This is a genomic window from Halomonas sp. HG01, from assembly GCF_000968715.2.
Lineage (GTDB): Bacteria > Pseudomonadota > Gammaproteobacteria > Pseudomonadales > Halomonadaceae > Halomonas > Halomonas halophila.
The window spans coordinates 828,167-845,574 of sequence record NZ_CP022134.1; the positions used below are offsets into that span (position 1 = coordinate 828,167).

General features: G+C 61.7%; 30 protein-coding genes. All 30 read left to right on the forward strand.

Annotation, left to right across the window (positions count from 1 at the left end):
• Positions 1-26: 26 nt before the first annotated feature.
• The 30 genes from fusA (at position 27) to rplQ (ending at position 17,313) form a co-directional block, all read left to right on the forward strand.
• Positions 27-2,147, forward strand: a complete 2,121-nt coding sequence (gene fusA, locus UN84_RS03720; protein WP_046077810.1) for an elongation factor G — start codon at positions 27-29, stop codon at positions 2,145-2,147.
• A gap of 29 nt (positions 2,148-2,176) precedes the next feature.
• Positions 2,177-3,370, forward strand: a complete 1,194-nt coding sequence (gene tuf, locus UN84_RS03725; RefSeq protein ID WP_035596342.1) for an elongation factor Tu — start codon at positions 2,177-2,179, stop codon at positions 3,368-3,370.
• Positions 3,371-3,534: 164 nt separating this feature from the next.
• A complete protein-coding gene (gene rpsJ, locus UN84_RS03730) occupies positions 3,535-3,846 on the forward strand; it encodes a 30S ribosomal protein S10 (RefSeq protein ID WP_010626466.1) in 312 nt (103 codons plus the stop codon).
• A 154-nt stretch (positions 3,847-4,000) separates the two neighbouring features.
• Positions 4,001-4,639, forward strand: coding sequence for a 50S ribosomal protein L3 (gene rplC / locus UN84_RS03735; protein ID WP_035596344.1), 639 nt, complete (start codon positions 4,001-4,003; stop codon positions 4,637-4,639).
• A 14-nt stretch (positions 4,640-4,653) separates the two neighbouring features.
• Entirely contained in the window at positions 4,654-5,262 is a 609-nt protein-coding gene (gene rplD / locus UN84_RS03740; RefSeq protein WP_035596347.1) for a 50S ribosomal protein L4, read from the forward strand.
• Entirely contained in the window at positions 5,259-5,555 is a 297-nt protein-coding gene (gene rplW / locus UN84_RS03745) for a 50S ribosomal protein L23 (RefSeq protein ID WP_046077809.1), read from the forward strand. Before rplD ends, rplW begins: the two co-directional genes overlap by 4 nt.
• Before the next feature lie 17 nt (positions 5,556-5,572).
• Entirely contained in the window at positions 5,573-6,403 is an 831-nt protein-coding gene (gene rplB, locus UN84_RS03750; RefSeq protein WP_035596353.1) for a 50S ribosomal protein L2, read from the forward strand.
• Between the two features lie 33 nt (positions 6,404-6,436).
• Positions 6,437-6,712, forward strand: coding sequence for a 30S ribosomal protein S19 (gene rpsS / locus UN84_RS03755; RefSeq protein WP_026068605.1), 276 nt, complete (start codon positions 6,437-6,439; stop codon positions 6,710-6,712).
• 17 nt (positions 6,713-6,729) lie between these two features.
• The gene (gene rplV, locus UN84_RS03760) at positions 6,730-7,062 is read left to right on the forward strand and encodes a 50S ribosomal protein L22 (protein ID WP_035596356.1); all 333 of its coding nucleotides are present in this window, start codon (positions 6,730-6,732) and stop codon (positions 7,060-7,062) included.
• Between the two features lie 11 nt (positions 7,063-7,073).
• A complete protein-coding gene (gene rpsC / locus UN84_RS03765; RefSeq protein WP_016856414.1) occupies positions 7,074-7,772 on the forward strand; it encodes a 30S ribosomal protein S3 in 699 nt (232 codons plus the stop codon).
• A gap of 15 nt (positions 7,773-7,787) precedes the next feature.
• Positions 7,788-8,201: a 50S ribosomal protein L16 gene (gene rplP / locus UN84_RS03770; RefSeq protein WP_035596358.1), complete on the forward strand. Its 414-nt coding sequence runs from the start codon at positions 7,788-7,790 to the stop codon at positions 8,199-8,201.
• Positions 8,201-8,392: a 50S ribosomal protein L29 gene (gene rpmC, locus UN84_RS03775; protein ID WP_035596360.1), complete on the forward strand. Its 192-nt coding sequence runs from the start codon at positions 8,201-8,203 to the stop codon at positions 8,390-8,392. Before rplP ends, rpmC begins: the two co-directional genes overlap by 1 nt.
• Position 8,393: 1 nt before the next feature.
• Positions 8,394-8,654, forward strand: a complete 261-nt coding sequence (rpsQ, locus tag UN84_RS03780) for a 30S ribosomal protein S17 (protein WP_035596363.1) — start codon at positions 8,394-8,396, stop codon at positions 8,652-8,654.
• Positions 8,655-8,706: 52 nt separating this feature from the next.
• A complete protein-coding gene (gene rplN, locus UN84_RS03785; RefSeq protein WP_016856410.1) occupies positions 8,707-9,078 on the forward strand; it encodes a 50S ribosomal protein L14 in 372 nt (123 codons plus the stop codon).
• Positions 9,079-9,092: 14 nt separating this feature from the next.
• Entirely contained in the window at positions 9,093-9,410 is a 318-nt protein-coding gene (rplX, locus tag UN84_RS03790; protein WP_035596367.1) for a 50S ribosomal protein L24, read from the forward strand.
• Between the two features lie 18 nt (positions 9,411-9,428).
• Entirely contained in the window at positions 9,429-9,968 is a 540-nt protein-coding gene (rplE, locus tag UN84_RS03795; protein WP_035596369.1) for a 50S ribosomal protein L5, read from the forward strand.
• 10 nt (positions 9,969-9,978) lie between these two features.
• On the forward strand, positions 9,979-10,284 hold the full coding sequence (gene rpsN / locus UN84_RS03800) for a 30S ribosomal protein S14 (protein WP_046077808.1): 306 nt from the start codon (positions 9,979-9,981) through the stop codon (positions 10,282-10,284).
• Between the two features lie 32 nt (positions 10,285-10,316).
• Positions 10,317-10,709, forward strand: coding sequence for a 30S ribosomal protein S8 (gene rpsH / locus UN84_RS03805; protein ID WP_035596374.1), 393 nt, complete (start codon positions 10,317-10,319; stop codon positions 10,707-10,709).
• Between the two features lie 9 nt (positions 10,710-10,718).
• Entirely contained in the window at positions 10,719-11,249 is a 531-nt protein-coding gene (gene rplF / locus UN84_RS03810; RefSeq protein WP_035596377.1) for a 50S ribosomal protein L6, read from the forward strand.
• A gap of 9 nt (positions 11,250-11,258) precedes the next feature.
• Positions 11,259-11,609 (forward strand): 50S ribosomal protein L18, encoded by a 351-nt coding sequence (gene rplR / locus UN84_RS03815; RefSeq protein ID WP_016856404.1) that lies wholly within the window; start codon positions 11,259-11,261, stop codon positions 11,607-11,609.
• Positions 11,610-11,620: 11 nt separating this feature from the next.
• Complete coding sequence (gene rpsE, locus UN84_RS03820) at positions 11,621-12,121, forward strand: 30S ribosomal protein S5 (RefSeq protein WP_035596380.1); 501 nt, start codon at positions 11,621-11,623, stop codon at positions 12,119-12,121.
• A gap of 5 nt (positions 12,122-12,126) precedes the next feature.
• Positions 12,127-12,309: a 50S ribosomal protein L30 gene (gene rpmD / locus UN84_RS03825; protein WP_016419098.1), complete on the forward strand. Its 183-nt coding sequence runs from the start codon at positions 12,127-12,129 to the stop codon at positions 12,307-12,309.
• Positions 12,310-12,312: 3 nt separating this feature from the next.
• Positions 12,313-12,747, forward strand: coding sequence for a 50S ribosomal protein L15 (rplO, locus tag UN84_RS03830; RefSeq protein WP_016856402.1), 435 nt, complete (start codon positions 12,313-12,315; stop codon positions 12,745-12,747).
• Entirely contained in the window at positions 12,748-14,079 is a 1,332-nt protein-coding gene (gene secY / locus UN84_RS03835; RefSeq protein ID WP_035596383.1) for a preprotein translocase subunit SecY, read from the forward strand.
• 75 nt (positions 14,080-14,154) lie between these two features.
• Positions 14,155-14,268: a 50S ribosomal protein L36 gene (gene rpmJ, locus UN84_RS03840; RefSeq protein ID WP_008959154.1), complete on the forward strand. Its 114-nt coding sequence runs from the start codon at positions 14,155-14,157 to the stop codon at positions 14,266-14,268.
• A 124-nt stretch (positions 14,269-14,392) separates the two neighbouring features.
• Entirely contained in the window at positions 14,393-14,749 is a 357-nt protein-coding gene (gene rpsM, locus UN84_RS03845; RefSeq protein ID WP_016856399.1) for a 30S ribosomal protein S13, read from the forward strand.
• 38 nt (positions 14,750-14,787) lie between these two features.
• Complete coding sequence (rpsK, locus tag UN84_RS03850) at positions 14,788-15,174, forward strand: 30S ribosomal protein S11 (RefSeq protein WP_013331014.1); 387 nt, start codon at positions 14,788-14,790, stop codon at positions 15,172-15,174.
• Between the two features lie 12 nt (positions 15,175-15,186).
• Positions 15,187-15,807 (forward strand): 30S ribosomal protein S4, encoded by a 621-nt coding sequence (gene rpsD, locus UN84_RS03855; protein ID WP_016856398.1) that lies wholly within the window; start codon positions 15,187-15,189, stop codon positions 15,805-15,807.
• An 84-nt stretch (positions 15,808-15,891) separates the two neighbouring features.
• Positions 15,892-16,890: a DNA-directed RNA polymerase subunit alpha gene (locus UN84_RS03860; RefSeq protein ID WP_035596385.1), complete on the forward strand. Its 999-nt coding sequence runs from the start codon at positions 15,892-15,894 to the stop codon at positions 16,888-16,890.
• Between the two features lie 39 nt (positions 16,891-16,929).
• Positions 16,930-17,313 carry a 50S ribosomal protein L17 gene (gene rplQ, locus UN84_RS03865; RefSeq protein ID WP_035596388.1) on the forward strand — a complete coding sequence of 128 codons (384 nt, stop codon included), beginning with the start codon at positions 16,930-16,932 and terminating at the stop codon, positions 17,311-17,313.
• The last annotated feature ends 95 nt before the right edge of the window (positions 17,314-17,408 follow it).

The following is a 17,408-nucleotide window of genomic DNA, read 5'->3' on the forward strand; positions in this document are numbered from 1 at the left end:
CACCGCCAACCAACGGGAGTTACATCGTGGCTCGCAAGACTCCGCTCAAGCGTTACCGCAATATCGGTATCGTGGCCCACGTCGACGCCGGTAAGACTACCACTACCGAGCGTGTCCTGTTCTACACCGGTCTGTCTCACAAGGTCGGCGAGGTCCATGAGGGCGCCGCCACCATGGACTGGATGCAGCAGGAGCAGGAGCGTGGCATCACGATCACCTCCGCGGCGACCACCTGCTTCTGGCAGGGCATGAACAAGCAGTTCGATGAGCACCGCATCAACATCATCGACACCCCCGGGCACGTTGACTTCACCATCGAAGTCGAACGTTCCCTGCGTGTGCTCGACGGTGCGGTCGTCGTGCTGTGCGGTTCCTCCGGTGTGCAGCCGCAGACCGAGACCGTCTGGCGCCAGGCCAACAAGTACGAAGTTCCGCGCATGGTGTTCGTCAACAAGATGGACCGTGCCGGTGCCGACTTCTTCATGGTCGTCAACCAGCTGAAAGACAAGCTGGGCGCCAACGTCGTGCCGATCCAGATCAACTGGGGCGCCGAGGACGACTTCAAGGGCGTGATCGACCTCATCCAGATGAAGGCCATCCAGTGGGATGAAGCCAACTTCGGGATGAACTACGAGCTGGTCGACATTCCTGCCGATCTGCAGGACAAGGCCGCGGAATACCGCGAGCACATGGTCGAGTCCGCCGCCGAGGCCTCCGAAGAACTGATGGAGAAGTACCTCGAGGAAGGCGACCTCTCCGAGGAGGAGATCAAGGCCGGTCTGCGTCGTCGTACGCTCGACAACGAGATTGTGCTGGTCACCTGTGGCTCCGCGTTCAAGAACAAGGGCGTGCAGGCGGTTCTGGACGGCGTGATCGAGTACATGCCGTCGCCGACCGAGGTCAAGGCCATCGAGGGTGAGCTGGACGACAAGGACGGCACCATCGCGACCCGTGAGGCGGACGACAGTGCGCCTTTCGCCGCCCTGGCGTTCAAGATCGCCACCGACCCGTTCGTCGGTACCCTGACCTTCATCCGCGTCTACTCCGGCGTGCTGAAGTCCGGTGACAGCGTCTACAACTCCGTCAAGCAGAAGAAGGAGCGCGTCGGCCGTATCGTGCAGATGCACTCCAACTCCCGCGAGGAGATCAAGGAAGTGCTGGCCGGCGACATCGCCGCCTGCATCGGCCTGAAGGACGTCACCACCGGTGACACCCTGTGCGACCTGAATGACAAGATCATTCTCGAGCGCATGGAGTTCCCGGATCCGGTGATCTCCGTGGCCGTGGAGCCGAAGTCCAAGGCCGACCAGGAGAAGATGGGCGTCGCCCTCGGCAAGCTGGCCCAGGAGGATCCGTCCTTCCAGGTCAAGACCGACGAGGAAACCGGCCAGACCATCATCTCCGGCATGGGCGAGCTGCACCTGGACATCATCGTTGACCGCATGCGTCGCGAGTTCAAGGTGGAAGCCAACATCGGCAAGCCGCAGGTCGCCTACCGCGAAACCATCCGCAACAGCGTCGAGCAGGAAGGCAAGTTCGTTCGCCAGTCCGGTGGTCGCGGCCAGTACGGTCACGTTATCCTGCGTATCGAGCCGTTGACGGCCGAGGACAAGGGCGAAGATGAAGAGATGAACTTCAAATTCGCTTCTGAAATCGTCGGCGGTGTGGTTCCGAAGGAATACGTGCCGGCCGTCGAGAAAGGGGCCTATGAGCAGCTCCAGAACGGTGTCATCGCGGGCTACCCGATGATTGACGTCAAGGTCACGCTGTTCGACGGTTCCTACCACGACGTGGACTCTAACGAGACCGCGTTCAAGGTCGCCTCTTCCATGGCGATCAAGGAAGGCGCACCCAAGGCCAAGGCCGTGCTCCTCGAGCCGGTGATGAAGGTCGAGGTCGTGACTCCCGAGGAATTCATGGGGGATGTCATGGGCGACCTGAACCGTCGCCGTGGTCTGGTCCAGGGCATGGACGACTCGCCCGCGGGCAAGGTCATCCGCGCCACCGTTCCGCTGGCTGAGATGTTCGGTTACGCAACCGACCTGCGCTCTCAGACCCAGGGCCGCGCGAGCTACACCATGGAGTTCGCGGATTACGAAGAGGCGCCGAACAGCGTCGTTGAAGCCGTCATCAACCAGAACGGTTAACCGTTAGCTAACGTAAAGAGGTCATAGCAGTGGCTAAGGAAAAATTCGAACGTTCCAAAACGCACGTCAACGTCGGTACCATCGGTCACGTCGACCACGGTAAGACCACGCTGACTGCGGCCCTGACTCGCGTGTCCGCGGAAGTCTTCGGTGGCGACGCTCGTGCGTTCGACTCCATCGACAACGCCCCGGAAGAGCGTGAGCGCGGCATCACCATCGCGACCGCTCACGTCGAGTATCAGTCCGAAGAGCGCCACTACGCGCACGTCGACTGCCCGGGTCACGCCGACTACGTCAAGAACATGATCACCGGTGCTGCCCAGATGGACGGCGCTATCCTGGTCTGCTCTGCCGCCGACGGCCCCATGCCGCAGACTCGCGAGCACATCCTGCTGTCTCGCCAGGTCGGCGTGCCGTACATCGTCGTGTTCCTGAACAAGGCCGACATGGTCGACGACGAAGAGCTGCTCGAGCTGGTCGAGATGGAAGTCCGTGAGCTCCTGAGCGAGTACGACTTCCCGGGCGACGACTGCCCGATCATCACCGGTTCCGCGCTGATGGCCCTGGAAGGCAAGGACGACAACGGCATGGGTACCACCGCCGTTGCCAACCTGATCAAGGCCCTGGACGCTTACATCCCGGAGCCGGAGCGTGCCATCGATCAGCCGTTCCTGATGCCGATCGAGGACGTGTTCTCCATCTCTGGTCGCGGTACCGTTGTGACCGGTCGTGTCGAGCGCGGCATCGTCAAGTCTGGCGAAGAAGTCGAGATCGTCGGCATCAAGGACACCACCAAGACCACCGTTACCGGTGTCGAGATGTTCCGCAAGCTGCTCGACGAAGGTCGTGCCGGCGAGAACATCGGCGCCCTGCTGCGCGGCACCAAGCGTGACGACGTCGAGCGTGGTCAGGTCCTGGCCAAGCCGGGCACCATCACCCCGCACACCAAGTTCGAGGCCGAGGTGTACGTGCTGTCCAAGGACGAGGGTGGTCGTCACACTCCGTTCTTCAAGGGCTACCGTCCGCAGTTCTACTTCCGTACCACCGACATCACCGGTACCTGTGAACTGCCGGAAGGCGTCGAGATGGTCATGCCGGGCGACAACGTCAAGATGGTCGTCAGCCTGATCGCTCCGGTCGCCATGGACGAAGGTCTGCGTTTCGCCGTTCGTGAAGGCGGTCGTACCGTCGGCGCCGGCGTCGTGGCCAAGATCGTCGAGTAAGCATCACGCTGATCGAGCGATCGAAGGGGGCTCCTTACGGAGCCCCCTTTCTGCGCACCGTCACGAGGGGTTTGACTCTCGTCGGCGGCGCGCCTATAATGCGCATCCTTTGAATGCGTGGGTTGACGGCTCGCGCCGTCAAGATCCATTGGAGTTTAGGGCAAATGCAGAACCAGAAGATTCGCATTCGGTTGAAGGCCTTCGACCACCGCCTGATCGACCAGTCCGCCGCGGAGATCGTTGATACCGCCAAGCGTACCGGCGCCCAGGTGCGGGGTCCGATTCCTCTGCCGACCAATCGCGAGCGCTACACCGTGCTGATCTCTCCGCACGTGAACAAGGACGCTCGTGACCAGTACGAGATTCGTACGCACAAGCGCGTGCTCGACATCGTCGAGCCGACCGAGAAGACCGTTGACGCCCTGATGAAGCTCGACCTCGCCGCCGGCGTGGACGTGCAGATCAAGCTCGACTGATACCACACTAGACACTCGCGGCCCAGCGCCTGTCGGAACATGGTACAGGCAGCAGCCGCCGCGCCGGGATGGCGCCACACAACGTGCTAGTGGAATGCTCTGGAAAGGGCAGCCATAGCGGGTGATAGCCCCGTACACTAAAGGAGACGTAGTAATGACTATCGGTTTGGTCGGTACGAAGGCCGGGATGACCCGTGTCTTTACCGAAGACGGCGCCTCAGTGCCCGTGACCGTGATCGAGGTTGAGCCGAACCGCGTGACTCGCGTCAAGTCCGTCGAATCCGACGGCTATGCCGCGGTGCAGGTGACAACCGGTTCCCGCAAGGCCAAGCATCTCTCCAAGGCCCAAGCCGGTCAGTTCGCAAAAGCCGGCGTCGAGGCCGGTCGTTCGCTGATGGAGTTCCGCCTGGAAGAAGGCGTCGAGGCTCCGGAAGTGGGCGGCGAACTCACCGTATCCCTCTTCGAGGCTGGTCAGAAGATCGACGTGACCGGCTCCTCCAAGGGTAAGGGTTTCCAGGGCGCCGTGAAGCGCTGGAACTTCCGTACCCAGGACAACAGCCACGGTAACTCCCTGGCCCACCGTGCACCGGGTTCCATCGGCATGTGCCAGACCCCGGGTCGCGTGTTCAAGGGCAAGAAGATGGCCGGTCAGCTCGGCAACGAGCGTTGCACCGTCCAGAGCCTGGAAGTCGTCCGTGTCGACGCCGAGCGTAACCTGCTGCTGGTCAAGGGTGCCGTGCCCGGCGCCACCGGCAGTGATGTCATCGTGCGCAGCGCCGTCAAAGCAGGCTGAAGGGGAATTTACCGATGAATCTGAATCTTGCAGGTGCTGGCGGCACCGTCGAAGTCGCCGAAGCCACCTTTGGCAAAGAGTTCAACGAAGCACTCGTGCACCAGGTCGTCACCGCCTATCTGGCCGGTGGTCGTCAGGGTACCCGTGCCCAGAAGAACCGTTCCGACGTTCGTGGCGGCGGCAAGAAGCCGTGGCGTCAGAAGGGCACCGGCCGTGCCCGCGCCGGTACCATCCGCTCGCCGATCTGGCGTGCCGGCGGCGTGACCTTCGCGGCTCGTCCGCAGGACTACACCCAGAAGGTCAACCGCAAGATGTACCGTGCGGCCATGCGCTCGATCCTCTCCGAGCTCGTGCGCCAGGAGCGTCTGGTGGCCGTCGACGCCTTCGCCGTCGAGACCCCCAAGACCAAGCAGCTGGTCGCCAAGCTGAGCGAGCTGGGCCTCGAGGATAAGGTGCTGATCGTCACCGAAGAGGTCGACGAGAATCTGTACCTCGCCGCCCGCAACATCCCGAACGTGGATGTCGTGGACGTCGCTGCCGCCGATCCGGTGAGCCTGGTTGCCTTCGACAAGGTCCTGGCCACCGTCTCCGCTCTGCGTAAATTCGAGGAGAAGCTGGCATGAACCAGGAACGTGTATTCAAGGTGCTGCTGGGTCCGCACGTGACCGAGAAGGCCGCCATGGCCGCCGAGCGCAACCAGTACGTGTTCAAGGTGGCAGGCGACGCGACCAAGCCCGAGATCAAGACCGCCGTGCAGGAGCTGTTCGGCAAGAAGGTCGATCGCGTTCAGGTCCTGAACGTCAAGGGCAAGACCAAGCGCACCGCGCATGGCACCGGTCTCCGTAAAGGCTATCGCAAGGCGTACGTCACCCTGGCCGCCGGCGAGACGCTCGAAGACTTCTCTGGCGCCGAGTAAAGGCAGGAGCACGGATCATGGCAATCGTCAAGACTAAACCTACTTCCGCCGGTCGTCGCCACGTCGTCAAGATCGTCGGCGAGGAGCTGCACAAGGGCCGCGCGTACGCGCCGCTGCTCGAAAAGCAGTCCAAGTCCGGTGGCCGTAACAACTACGGTCGCATCACCACCCGCCACGTGGGCGGTGGTCACCGTCAGCACTACCGGATCATCGACTTCAAGCGCACCAAGGATGGCGTTCCCGCCGTCGTCGAGCGCCTGGAGCACGATCCGAACCGTAGCGCCCACATCGCGCTGCTGAAGTACATGGACGGCGAACGTCGCTACATCATCGCTCCGCGCGGTGTGAAGGCCGGCGACCGTCTCGAGTCCGGCGTGAACGCAGCGATCAAGAAGGGCAACGCCCTGCCGCTGCGCAACATCCCGCTGGGTTCCACCGTGCACTGCATCGAGCTCAAGCCCGGCAAGGGCGCTCAGATCGCACGCAGTGCCGGTACCAGCGCCCAGCTGGTGGCCCGCGAAGGCAACTACGCCACCCTGCGTCTGCGCTCCGGCGAGATGCGCAAGGTGCTGGCCGAGTGCCGCGCGACCCTGGGTGAGGTGAGCAACTCCGAGCACAGCCTGCGTCAGCTTGGCAAGGCCGGTGCGAAGCGCTGGAAAGGCGTGCGTCCGACCGTTCGCGGCGTGGCCATGAACCCGGTGGATCACCCGCACGGTGGTGGTGAAGGCCGCACCAGCGGTGGTCGTCATCCGGTGTCTCCGTGGGGTATGCCCACCAAGGGCCACAAGACCCGCAAGAACAAGCGCACCGACAAGCTGATCGTCCGTCGCCGCAAGGCCCGGAAATAAGATCCCACGCCAAGACATTAAGAGGTAACGGCTGTGCCACGTTCACTGAAGAAAGGTCCTTTTATTGACCTTCATCTGCTGAAGAAGGTTGAGACTGCAGTGGAGAAGGGCGAGCGCAAACCGATCAAGACCTGGTCGCGCCGCTCCATGATCCTGCCCAACATGGTCGGGCTCACCATTGCGGTCCATAACGGTCGCCAACACGTCCCGGTGCACGTCTCCGAGGAAATGGTTGGCCACAAGCTGGGCGAATTCGCTGCCACCCGCACCTATCGCGGTCATGCGGCGGACAAGAAAGCCAAACGGTAAGCCAAGAGGATTAAGAGATGGAAGTCACAGCAAAGCTGCGTGGCGCTAGCTTATCCGCCCAGAAGGCCCGTTTGGTGGCTGACCAGGTGCGCGGTAAGCCGGTCGCCGAAGCACTCGATCTGCTGACCTTCTCCCCGAAGAAGGCCTCCAAGCTGGTCAAGAAGGTGCTGCAGTCCGCCATCGCGAACGCGGAAGAAAACAACGGCATGGATATCGACGAGCTGCGTGTCTCGACCATCTGCGTCGATGAGGGCATGACGCTCAAGCGCATCCGTCCGCGCGCCAAGGGCCGTGCGGATCGCATTCTGAAGCGCACCTGCCACATCACCGTCAAGGTAGCCGAGAAGTAGGAGTCGACCAGATGGGTCAGAAAGTCAATCCGACAGGCATTCGCCTGGGTATCGTCAAGGACCATACCTCGGTCTGGTATGCCGAGCGCGGCGCCTATGCCGATAAGCTGAACAACGACCTCGAGGTGCGTAGCTTCCTGGAAGAGCGTCTCAAGAACGCCTCCGTGAGCAAGATCACCATCGAGCGTCCGGCCAACAACGCCCGCGTCACCATTCACACTGCCCGTCCGGGCATCGTGATTGGCAAGAAGGGCGAGGACGTCGACAAGCTGCGTCGCGAAGTCACTCAGATGATGGGCGTGCCGGTTCACGTCAACATCGAGGAAGTTCGCAAGCCGGAGCTGGACGCCCAGCTCGTCGCGCAGAACATCGCCGGCCAGCTCGAGCGTCGCGTCATGTTCCGTCGCGCCATGAAGCGCTCCGTCCAGAACGCCATGCGCCTGGGCGCCGGCGGTATCAAGGTGCAGCTCTCAGGCCGTCTCGGCGGCGCCGAGATCGCCCGCACCGAATGGTATCGCGAAGGTCGCGTGCCGCTGCACACCCTGCGTGCGGACATCGACTACGCCACCTACGAGGCCAAGACCACCTACGGCATCATCGGTGTCAAGGTCTGGGTCTTCAAGGGTGAAATCCTCGGGGGCATCGAGGAGGTCCGCGCCAAGGCCAAGCAGCCGCAGAGCGCGCCCTCCAAGAAGAAAGGTTCCAAGTAAGGGGAGAGCGAGTCGATGTTACAACCCAAGCGTTTGAAATTCCGCAAGGTGCAGAAGGGCCGCAACCGTGGCCTGGCGCATCGCGGTAGCAAGGTGAGCTTCGGCGAGTACGGCCTGAAGGCCACTGGTCGCGGTCGCGTCACCGCCCGTCAGATCGAAGCCGGCCGTCGTGCCATCACCCGTCACGTCAAGCGTGGCGGCAAGATCTGGATCCGTGTCTTCCCCGACAAGCCGATTTCCAAGAAGCCGCTGGAAGTCCGGATGGGTAAGGGTAAGGGCTCTGTCGAATACTGGGTCGCGCAGATCCAGCCCGGCCGTGTCCTGTACGAGATCGAAGGCGTTTCCGAGGAGCTGGCACGCGAGGCATTCGCCCTGGCCGCCCAGAAGTTCCCGGTCTCCACCACCTTTGTGAAACGGACGGTGATGTGATGAAAGCCCAGGAAATTCGTGAAAAGTCCGCAGAGCAGCTCCAGGAGCAGCTCCTCGAACTCCTCCGCGAGCAGTTCAACCTGCGCATGCAGAAGGCCACCGGCCAGCTCAGCCAGACCCATCTGCTCAAGCAGGTTCGTCGGGATATCGCCCGCGTGAAGACTGTGCTCAACGAGAAGGCAGGTGTCTGAGATGGCCGAAGAGAAAAAAGCCCGTACGCTCACCGGCAAGGTGGTGAGCGACAAGATGGACAAGTCCATCGTTGTGATGATCGAGCGTCGTGAGCGCCACCCGATCTACGGCAAGTACGTCAAGCGCTCCACCAAGCTGCACGCCCATGACGAGGCGAACCAGGCCAAGGCCGGTGATACGGTCTCCATCGAGGAGAGTCGTCCGCTGTCCAAGAAGAAGGCCTGGACCCTGGTCGAAGTTCTCGAACAGGCCAAGGGTTGATCGGCAAACGCCAGTCGAACCAGTGCAGTCAGTTTAGGTTTGGAGAAAACCGATGATTCAGACTCAGACAATGCTGGATGTCGCCGACAACAGCGGGGCGCGCCGGGTGCAGTGCATCAAGGTGCTCGGCGGTTCACACCGCCGTTACGCCCGCGTCGGCGACGTCATCAAAGTCACGGTGAAAGAAGCCATCCCGCGTGGCAAGGTCAAGAAAGGCCAGGTCCTCAAAGCGGTGGTCGTTCGCACCCGTAGCGGCGTCCGTCGTAACGACGGTTCGCTGATCCGCTTCGATGGAAATGCGGCGGTTCTGTTGAACAACACCAACGAACAGCCGATTGGTACCCGGATCTTCGGTCCGGTGACCCGTGAGCTTCGCACAGAGAAGTTCATGAAGATCATTTCCTTGGCGCCTGAAGTGCTGTAAGGAGCGAGGCGGATATGCAAAAGATCAAACGTGACGACGAAGTCGTCGTCATCGCCGGGAAGGACAAGGGCAAGCGTGGCACCGTGAAGCGCGTCCTCAAGGACGACCGCTACATCGTGTCCGGTGTGAACATGATCAAGCGTCACACCAAGCCCAATCCCATGGCGGGTAATCAGGGCGGTATCGTCGAGCGCGAGGCTCCGATTCACGCGTCCAACGTGGCCATCTTCAACCAGGAGACCGGTAAGGCAGATCGCGTCGGCGTCCAGGTTCAGGAAGACGGTACCAAGGTACGTATCTACAAGTCGACGCAAGCGCAGATCGACGCCTAACGCGAGTCGGGTAGCAAAATGGCGAACTTGAAAGAACGTTATCAGAACGAGGTGATGGCTAAGCTGCAAGAGCAGTTCAGCTACGCCAACGTGATGCAGGTGCCCCGGATCACCAAGGTGACCCTGAACATGGGCATCGGCGAAGCGACCAGCGACAAGAAGCTGATCGACAACGCCATCGGTGACCTGGAGAAGCTCTCCGGTCAAAAGCCGCTGGTGACCAAGGCGCGCAAGTCCATCGCGGGCTTCAAGGTGCGTGAAGGCTGGCCGATCGGGATCAAGGTGACCCTGCGCTCCGAGCGCATGTGGGACTTCCTCGATCGCCTGGTGAATATCGCGATCCCCCGCGTTCGTGACTTCCGTGGTCTCAACCCGAAGTCCTTCGACGGTCGTGGCAACTATTCCATGGGGGTGCGTGAGCAGATCATCTTCCCGGAGATCGAGTATGATAAGATCGACCGGATCCGTGGTCTGGATGTCACCATCACCACCACCGCCAACACCGATGAAGAAGGTCGTGCGCTGCTGAGCGCATTGAACTTCCCGTTCAAGAAATAAGGGTGGGATCATGGCAAAGAAAAGCATGGTAGAGCGTGAGGCGAAGCGCGCCGAGCTGGTGGAGAAGTATGCCGCCAAGCGCGCCGAGCTCAAGGCGATCATCCAGGACGTGAACGCTTCTGACGAAGAGCGCTTCGAAGCGCAGCTCAAGCTGCAGCAGCTGCCGCGTGACTCCAGCCCGGTGCGCCAGCGCAACCGCTGCCGCGTCACTGGCCGTCCGCACGGCTACTACAACAAGTTCGGCCTCGGCCGCAACAAGCTGCGTGAAGCCGCCATGCGTGGCGATGTGCCCGGACTCAAGAAGTCCAGCTGGTAACGTCACGTAGAATCATCAGGAGCGCAACGTAAATGAGCATGCAAGACACTCTGGCGGATATGTTCACCCGTATCCGCAATGCGCAGATGGCCACCAAGGAGACGGTTTCCATGCCGTCCTCCAAGCTCAAGGTCGAGGTGGCCCGCGTGCTGAAGGAAGAGGGTTATGTCACGGACTACGCCGTCAGCGACGAGGCCAAGCCGTCGCTGACCGTGACCCTCAAGTACTTCGAAGGCAAGCCGGTCATCGAACATCTGCAACGGGCTTCCAAGCCGTCTCTGCGCAGCTACAAGGGCAAGGACTCCCTGCCCAAGGTTGCCGATGGCCTGGGTATCGCGATCGTCACCACCTCCAATGGTGTGATGACCGACCGCGCGGCCCGTCAGGCCGGTGTCGGTGGTGAAGTCATCTGCACCGTATTCTAGGAGTTTGGAATGTCACGCGTAGCCAAATATCCGGTTAAAGTGCCCGCCGGCGTCGAGCTCAAGCTCGACGGCGACCAGCTGTCCGTCAAGGGCAGCCAGGGCGCGCTGTCCATGACCGTTCACCCCGACGTGGCGATCGCTCATGAGGAAGGTCAGGTGACCTTCCAGCCGAGCGAGTCCGCCAAGAGCTGGGCGATGGTCGGCACCACCCGTGCCCTGGTTCAGAACCTGGTCACCGGTGTTTCCGAGGGCTTCACCAAGACCCTCGAAATTAATGGCGTCGGTTATCGTGCCCAGGCCAAGGGCCAGACGCTGAACCTGACACTGGGCTTCTCACACCCGGTCGACTACGAACTGCCTGAAGGTGTCGTGGCGGAAACGCCGAAGAACACCACTATCGTGCTGAAGAGCGCGGACAAGCAGAAGCTCGGCCAGGTTGCCGCGGAAATTCGCGCTTACCGTCCGCCCGAGCCCTATAAGGGCAAGGGTATCCGGTACGGCGACGAACAAGTCCGCCGCAAAGAAGCCAAGAAGAAGTAAGGCAGGGTTATGAACGCGAAGAAAGAATCTCGTCTCCGTCGTGCCCGCCGCGCTCGCGCCAAGATCCGCGAGCTGGGCGTGTATCGCCTGTGCGTCAACCGTACCCCGCGCCACATCTACGCGCAGATCATCTCGCCGGATGGTGGCAAGGTCCTGGCCAGCGCTTCCACGCTGGACAAGGCCCTGCGCGAGGGTGCGACCGGTAACGTCGACGCCGCCACCAAGGTCGGCGCGCTGATTGCCGAACGGGCCAAACAGGCAGGCATCACCCAGGTGGCCTTCGACCGTGCCGGTTTCAAGTACCACGGTCGTGTCAAGGCCCTGGCCGACGCCGCTCGTGAAGGCGGCCTGGAATTCTAAAGGGTTTTACGATGGCGAAGAACGAACAGCAAAGCGGCGATCTGCAGGAAAAGCTCGTGCAGGTCAACCGTGTCGCCAAGGTGGTCAAGGGTGGCCGGATCTTCGGCTTCACCGCCCTGACCGTCGTCGGCGACGGTAACGGTCGTGTTGGCTTCGGTCGTGGCAAGGCGCGTGAAGTGCCGGTCGCGATCCAGAAGGCCATGGACCAGGCGCGTCGCAACATGGTCAAGGTCAACCTGAAAGGTGGCACTCTGCAGTACGCCGTCAAGGCCCGTCACGGTGCCTCCAAGGTGTACATGCAGCCGGCTTCCGAAGGTACCGGTATCATCGCCGGCGGCGCCATGCGCTCCGTGCTCGAGCTGGCCGGCGTCCATGACGTCCTGGCCAAGTGCTACGGCTCCACCAATCCGGTGAACGTGGTGCGTGCGACCGTCAACGGTCTGACCGCCCAGCGCTCTCCGGAAGACGTGGCCGCCAAGCGCGGTCTGTCTGTCGAAGCGATCACGGGGTGAGTACCATGGCAGCTACGATCAAGGTTACCCAGACCCGCAGCACCATCGGCGTGCTGGCCAAGCACAAGGCCACCATGAAGGGCCTCGGCCTGCGTCGCATCGGTCACACGGTCGAACTGGAAGACACCCCTGCCGTTCGCGGCATGATCCACAAGGTCAACTACCTTGTGCGTGTTGAGGGAGAGTAATCCATGAAACTCAATAGCCTGAGCCCGGCACCGGGCTCCAAGCACGCCGAAAAGCGCGTCGGTCGTGGCATCGGCTCCGGTCTGGGCAAGACCGGCGGTCGTGGCCACAAGGGCCTGAAGTCGCGCAGCGGCGGCAGCGTGAAGCCCGGCTTCGAAGGCGGTCAGATGCCGCTGCAGCGTCGTCTGCCGAAGTTCGGTTTCACTTCCGCGAAGTCGCTGGTCTCCCAGGAAGTCCGCCTGGCCGAACTCGGCCGGGTCGAGGGTGACGAAGTCACTCTGGACACCCTGAAGCAGGCCAACGTGCTGAAGGATGCCACCCAGTATGCCAAGGTGATCCTTTCCGGCGAACTGAACAAGGCGGTTACCGTCCGCGGCCTCAAGGTCACCAAGGGTGCCCGTGCCGCGATCGAAGCCGCCGGCGGTAAGGTAGAGGACTAAATGGCCAAGTCAGGAAACATGCCGGCGATGGGCAGCGGTCTGAGTGAACTCTGGGCGCGTCTGCGCTTCGTGCTCCTCGCCATCGTGGTCTACCGTATCGGTGCCCACATTCCCGTTCCCGGTATCAATCCTGACCAGCTTGCTGCCTTGTTCAGGGAGCAGCAGGGCACCATCCTGGGCATGTTCAACATGTTCTCGGGCGGTGCCCTGGAACGCATGAGCATCTTCGCGCTCGGCATCATGCCGTACATCTCCGCGTCGATCATCATGCAGCTGCTGACCGCCGTCTCGCCTCAGCTGGAGCAGCTGAAGAAGGAAGGCGAGGCCGGTCGTCGCAAGATCAGCCAGTACACCCGCTACGGCACCGTACTGCTGGCTCTGGTCCAGGCCATCGGCATGTCCGTGGGCCTGGCGAGCCAGGGTATCGCCTACACGGCCGACTTCAGCTTCTATTTCACCGCCGTCGTCACCTTCGTGTGCGGGGCGGTGTTCATGATGTGGCTGGGCGAGCAGATCACCGAGAAGGGCATCGGCAACGGCATCTCGCTGCTGATCTTCGCGGGGATCGTCGCCGGTCTGCCGGGGGCCGTGGGCCAGGCCTTCGAACTGGCCCGTAATGAAGGCGCATGGAACGTGCTGCCGCTGCTGGCCTTGTCCCTTCTGGGCATCGCCACCGTGGCCTTCGTGGTGTTCATCGAGCGCGGCCAACGCCGCATCACGGTGAACTATCCGCGTCGCCAGGTCGGCAACAAGATGTACGCCGGCCAGAGCAGCTACCTGCCGCTCAAGGTCAACATGGCGGGCGTGATTCCGGCGATCTTCGCCTCGAGCATCCTGCTGTTCCCGGCTTCGCTGGGTCAGTGGGTCGGTGCCGGGGACGGCATGGAGTGGCTGCAGCGTGCATCCCAGGCTCTTGGCCCGGGTCAGCCGCTGTACATCTTGCTTTTCGCGGCAGCGGTGGTATTCTTCTGCTTCTTTTACACAGCGCTGGTCTTCAATCCCAAGGACGTCGCCGACAACCTCAAGAAGTCGGGGGCCTTCCTTCCGGGCATCCGCCCCGGCGAGCAGACCGCTCGCTACGTCGACAAGGTCATGACCCGTCTGACCCTGTTCGGTGCCCTCTACATCACTGCTGTTTCCCTGATGCCCCAGTTCCTGATCGTGGCCTGGAACGTACCGTTCTTCTTCGGCGGTACTTCGTTGCTGATCGTGGTGGTGGTCATCATGGACTTCATGGCCCAGGTGCAGTCGCATCTCATGTCGCATCAGTACGATTCGGTGATGAAGAAGTCCAACCTGAAAGGCTACGGCAGCGGCGGCATCACGCGCTGAGTGCGCCGCTGGTGAATTGGCGCGCCGCGAGCTGAATTGTTGGCTCGCGACGCGGGCCAACAATGGAGAGGAACGATGAAAGTTCGAGCTTCCGTGAAGAAAATGTGCCGTAACTGCAAGATCATTCGTCGCAATGGCGCCGTGCGCGTCATCTGCAGCGAGCCGCGGCACAAGCAGCGTCAGGGCTGATCCCTGATACTGCACTAAACCGGGTGCCGGCATGCCCCTTGCCCTTTGCAGGGTGAAGGGGTATGCTGTTGCGCCTTTTGTAGATGACTAATCGAGCAAGCCGCTCAAATTTCGGAGTAAGCTGATGGCCCGTATTGCAGGCGTCAATATCCCGGACAACAAGCATGCGGCGATCTCGCTGACCTATATCTTCGGGATTGGCCGCACTCGCGCTCAGGAAATCTGTGTCGCGGCCGGCATTGCGCCGACCACCAAGATCCAGGAGCTGTCTTCTGACGAAGTCGACACCCTGCGTTCCGAAGTCGGTAAGTACACCGTTGAAGGCGATCTTCGTCGTGATGTGACGCTGAACATCAAGCGTCTCATGGACCTGGGTTGCTATCGTGGTCTGCGTCATCGTCGTGGTCTCCCGCTGAAGGGTCAGCGGACCAAGACCAATGCGCGCACCCGCAAGGGTCCGCGTAAGCCGATTCGCAAATAACACGCACGTTCTGCGTAACGACAGGAATTGACATCAACATGGCTAACCCGCGTAGCAACCGTAAAAAGGTTAAAAAGCAGGTAGTGGATGCCGTCGCGCATATCCACGCCTCTTTTAACAACACGATCATTACGATCACAGACCGCCAGGGCAACGCCCTCTCCTGGGCGACTGCCGGTGGTTCGGGTTTTCGTGGTTCTCGCAAGAGCACCCCGTTCGCTGCTCAAGTGGCAAGCGAACGTGCAGCGACCGCTGCAGCCGAGTATGGTGTGAAAAACGTCGACGTGCTGGTCAAAGGCCCCGGTCCGGGCCGTGAATCCGCCGTGCGTGCACTGAATGCCGCCGGCTTCCGCGTGCAGAGCATCACCGACGCGACGCCCATTCCGCACAATGGCTGCCGTCCGCCGAAGAAACGCCGCGTTTAAGGAGACAGATTCATGGCTCGTTATATTGGACCGAAGTGCAAACTGTCTCGTCGTGAAGGCACCGACCTCTTCCTGAAGAGCGGTGTCACTCCCTTCGAGAAGAAGTGCAAATCCGAGCAGATCCCGGGTGTGCACGGCCAGCGTCGTCAGCGGATTTCCGACTACGGCTTGCAGCTTCGCGAGAAGCAGAAAGTACGCCGCATGTACGGCGTGCTCGAGAAGCAGTTCCGCAACTACTACAAGGAAGCGGCCCGTCTGAAGGGCGCGACCGGTGAGCTGTTGCTGCAGCTTCTCGAATCCCGACTGGACAACGTCGTCTATCGCATGGGCTACGGCGCCACTCGCTCCGAGGCCCGCCAGCTGGTGAGCCACAAGGCGATCGCCGTCAACGGCAAGACCGTCAACGTGGCGTCCTACCAGGTCAAGCCGGGTGACGTGGTCTCCGTCCGCGAGAAGGCCAAGAACCAGGCGCGTATCCAGAACGCCCTGAGCATCGCCGCCAACCGTGGCGATGTCGCCTGGGTCGAGGTCGATGCCAAGAAGATGGAAGGCACTTTCAAGGCTCTGCCTGAACGCGGTGACCTGTCTGCCGACATCAATGAGCAACTGATCGTCGAGCTGTACTCGAAGTAAGCGGCGATCGCCGCGCCGCCCTCCCCGCGGGGTGGGCGGCCTTCAGTACCGAGTATCCGTTTGGCAGCCTGAAAGGTATTCATCATGCAGCGTTCAGTGACAGAGTTTCTCCGTCCTCGCGACATCAAGGTCGAAGAGATCAACGCGCACCACGCAAAGATCGTGCTCGAACCCTTCGAGCGTGGCTTCGGCCACACTCTGGGCAACGCTCTGCGTCGTATCCTGCTCTCGTCCATGCCCGGCTGTGCCGTGGTGGAGGCCGAGATCGCCGGTGTCGATCACGAGTACAGCGCGATCGAGGGCGTCCAGGAAGATGTCATCGAAATCCTCCTGAACCTCAAGGACGTGGCGATCAAGATGCACAGCCGCGACGAGGCGGTGCTCTCGCTGAACAAGCAGGGCCCGGCCATCGTGACCGCGGGTGACATCGCTCTCGACCACGACGTCGAGATCGTCAACCCCGAGCACGTCATCGCACACGTCAACGAGGGCGCCGAGCTGAAGATGCAGCTCAAGGTGGCCCGCGGCCGCGGCTACGAGCCGGCGGACGTCCGTGGCGAAGCCGACGACGAGTCTCGTGCCATCGGCCGTCTGCAGCTGGATGCGACCTTCAGCCCCGTGCGTCGGGTTTCCTACACCGTCGAGGCCGCGCGTGTCGAACAGCGCACCGACCTCGACAAGCTGATTCTCAATCTGGAAACCGACGGCACCCTGGATCCTGAAGAGGCGATCCGTCGCAGCGCGACTATCCTGCAAGAGCAGCTGGCCGCGTTCGTCGACCTGGAAGCCGACAAGGAACAGGAAGTGGAAGAGGAAGAGGATCACATCGATCCGATCCTGCTGCGCCCCGTAGACGATCTCGAGTTGACCGTCCGCAGCGCCAACTGCCTGAAGGCCGAGAACATCTACTACATCGGGGACCTGATCCAGCGCACCGAGGTGGAGCTGCTGAAGACCCCGAATCTCGGCAAGAAGTCCCTGAACGAGATCAAGGACGTGTTGGCCGCCCGTGGTCTGTCCCTGGGTATGCGGCTGGAAAATTGGCCGCCCGCTAGCCTGAAGGACGACAAGGCCTCCGCGTGAGCGTCGACTCGAGTCCCAGTTTGGTAAGGAATCACAACCATGCGTCATCGTAAGAGTGGTCGTCATCTGAATCGCACCAGCTCGCACCGCCAGGCCATGTTCAAGAACATGAGCGTGTCGCTGGTCGAGCACGAGGTGATCAAGACAACCCTGCCCAAGGCCAAAGAGCTGCGTCGTCACATCGAGCCGCTCATCACCCTGGCCAAGCAGGACAGCGTCGCCAACCGTCGTCTGGCCTTCAGCCGCACCCGCTCGAAGGAAGCGGTCGGCAAGCTCTTCAACGAGCTGGGTCCGCGTTACGCCAATCGCCCGGGCGGTTACGTCCGTGTGCTCAAGTGCGGTTTCCGCACTGGCGACAACGCCCCCATGGCCTACGTCGAACTGGTCGACCGTCCGGTCGTCGAGGACGCCGCCGAGGAGTGATCCTCGCGCGCGACCTCCAGGTCCGACACGAAACCGGCTCCCTCAGGGAGCCGGTTTTTTTATGTCGCCCCGTGCGGGGTGGCGTGGTGTCGCCG

Bases quoted from the DNA above. Each gene is read 5' to 3' on its own strand.
- rpmD (WP_016419098.1), top strand. From the start codon at position 12,127: ATGGCAGCTACGATCAAGGTTACCCAGACCCGCAGCACCATCGGCGTG.
- secY (WP_035596383.1), top strand. From the start codon at position 12,748: ATGGCCAAGTCAGGAAACATGCCGGCGATGGGCAGCGGTCTGAGTGAA.
- rplV (WP_035596356.1), top strand. From the start codon at position 6,730: ATGGAAGTCACAGCAAAGCTGCGTGGCGCTAGCTTATCCGCCCAGAAG.
- rplR (WP_016856404.1), top strand. From the start codon at position 11,259: ATGAACGCGAAGAAAGAATCTCGTCTCCGTCGTGCCCGCCGCGCTCGC.
- rplW (WP_046077809.1), top strand. From the start codon at position 5,259: ATGAACCAGGAACGTGTATTCAAGGTGCTGCTGGGTCCGCACGTGACC.
- rpsJ (WP_010626466.1), top strand. From the start codon at position 3,535: ATGCAGAACCAGAAGATTCGCATTCGGTTGAAGGCCTTCGACCACCGC.
- rplN (WP_016856410.1), top strand. From the start codon at position 8,707: ATGATTCAGACTCAGACAATGCTGGATGTCGCCGACAACAGCGGGGCG.
- rplX (WP_035596367.1), top strand. From the start codon at position 9,093: ATGCAAAAGATCAAACGTGACGACGAAGTCGTCGTCATCGCCGGGAAG.
- rplD (WP_035596347.1), top strand. From the start codon at position 4,654: ATGAATCTGAATCTTGCAGGTGCTGGCGGCACCGTCGAAGTCGCCGAA.
- rplF (WP_035596377.1), top strand. From the start codon at position 10,719: ATGTCACGCGTAGCCAAATATCCGGTTAAAGTGCCCGCCGGCGTCGAG.
- rpsQ (WP_035596363.1), top strand. From the start codon at position 8,394: ATGGCCGAAGAGAAAAAAGCCCGTACGCTCACCGGCAAGGTGGTGAGC.
- rplP (WP_035596358.1), top strand. From the start codon at position 7,788: ATGTTACAACCCAAGCGTTTGAAATTCCGCAAGGTGCAGAAGGGCCGC.
- rpsN (WP_046077808.1), top strand. From the start codon at position 9,979: ATGGCAAAGAAAAGCATGGTAGAGCGTGAGGCGAAGCGCGCCGAGCTG.
- UN84_RS03860 (WP_035596385.1), top strand. From the start codon at position 15,892: ATGCAGCGTTCAGTGACAGAGTTTCTCCGTCCTCGCGACATCAAGGTC.
- rpsE (WP_035596380.1), top strand. From the start codon at position 11,621: ATGGCGAAGAACGAACAGCAAAGCGGCGATCTGCAGGAAAAGCTCGTG.
- rpmC (WP_035596360.1), top strand. From the start codon at position 8,201: ATGAAAGCCCAGGAAATTCGTGAAAAGTCCGCAGAGCAGCTCCAGGAG.
- rpsH (WP_035596374.1), top strand. From the start codon at position 10,317: ATGAGCATGCAAGACACTCTGGCGGATATGTTCACCCGTATCCGCAAT.
- rplE (WP_035596369.1), top strand. From the start codon at position 9,429: ATGGCGAACTTGAAAGAACGTTATCAGAACGAGGTGATGGCTAAGCTG.
- rpsC (WP_016856414.1), top strand. From the start codon at position 7,074: ATGGGTCAGAAAGTCAATCCGACAGGCATTCGCCTGGGTATCGTCAAG.
- rpsK (WP_013331014.1), top strand. From the start codon at position 14,788: ATGGCTAACCCGCGTAGCAACCGTAAAAAGGTTAAAAAGCAGGTAGTG.
- rpmJ (WP_008959154.1), top strand. From the start codon at position 14,155: ATGAAAGTTCGAGCTTCCGTGAAGAAAATGTGCCGTAACTGCAAGATC.
- rplQ (WP_035596388.1), top strand. From the start codon at position 16,930: ATGCGTCATCGTAAGAGTGGTCGTCATCTGAATCGCACCAGCTCGCAC.
- rpsM (WP_016856399.1), top strand. From the start codon at position 14,393: ATGGCCCGTATTGCAGGCGTCAATATCCCGGACAACAAGCATGCGGCG.
- rplC (WP_035596344.1), top strand. From the start codon at position 4,001: ATGACTATCGGTTTGGTCGGTACGAAGGCCGGGATGACCCGTGTCTTT.
- rplO (WP_016856402.1), top strand. From the start codon at position 12,313: ATGAAACTCAATAGCCTGAGCCCGGCACCGGGCTCCAAGCACGCCGAA.
- rpsD (WP_016856398.1), top strand. From the start codon at position 15,187: ATGGCTCGTTATATTGGACCGAAGTGCAAACTGTCTCGTCGTGAAGGC.
- rplB (WP_035596353.1), top strand. From the start codon at position 5,573: ATGGCAATCGTCAAGACTAAACCTACTTCCGCCGGTCGTCGCCACGTC.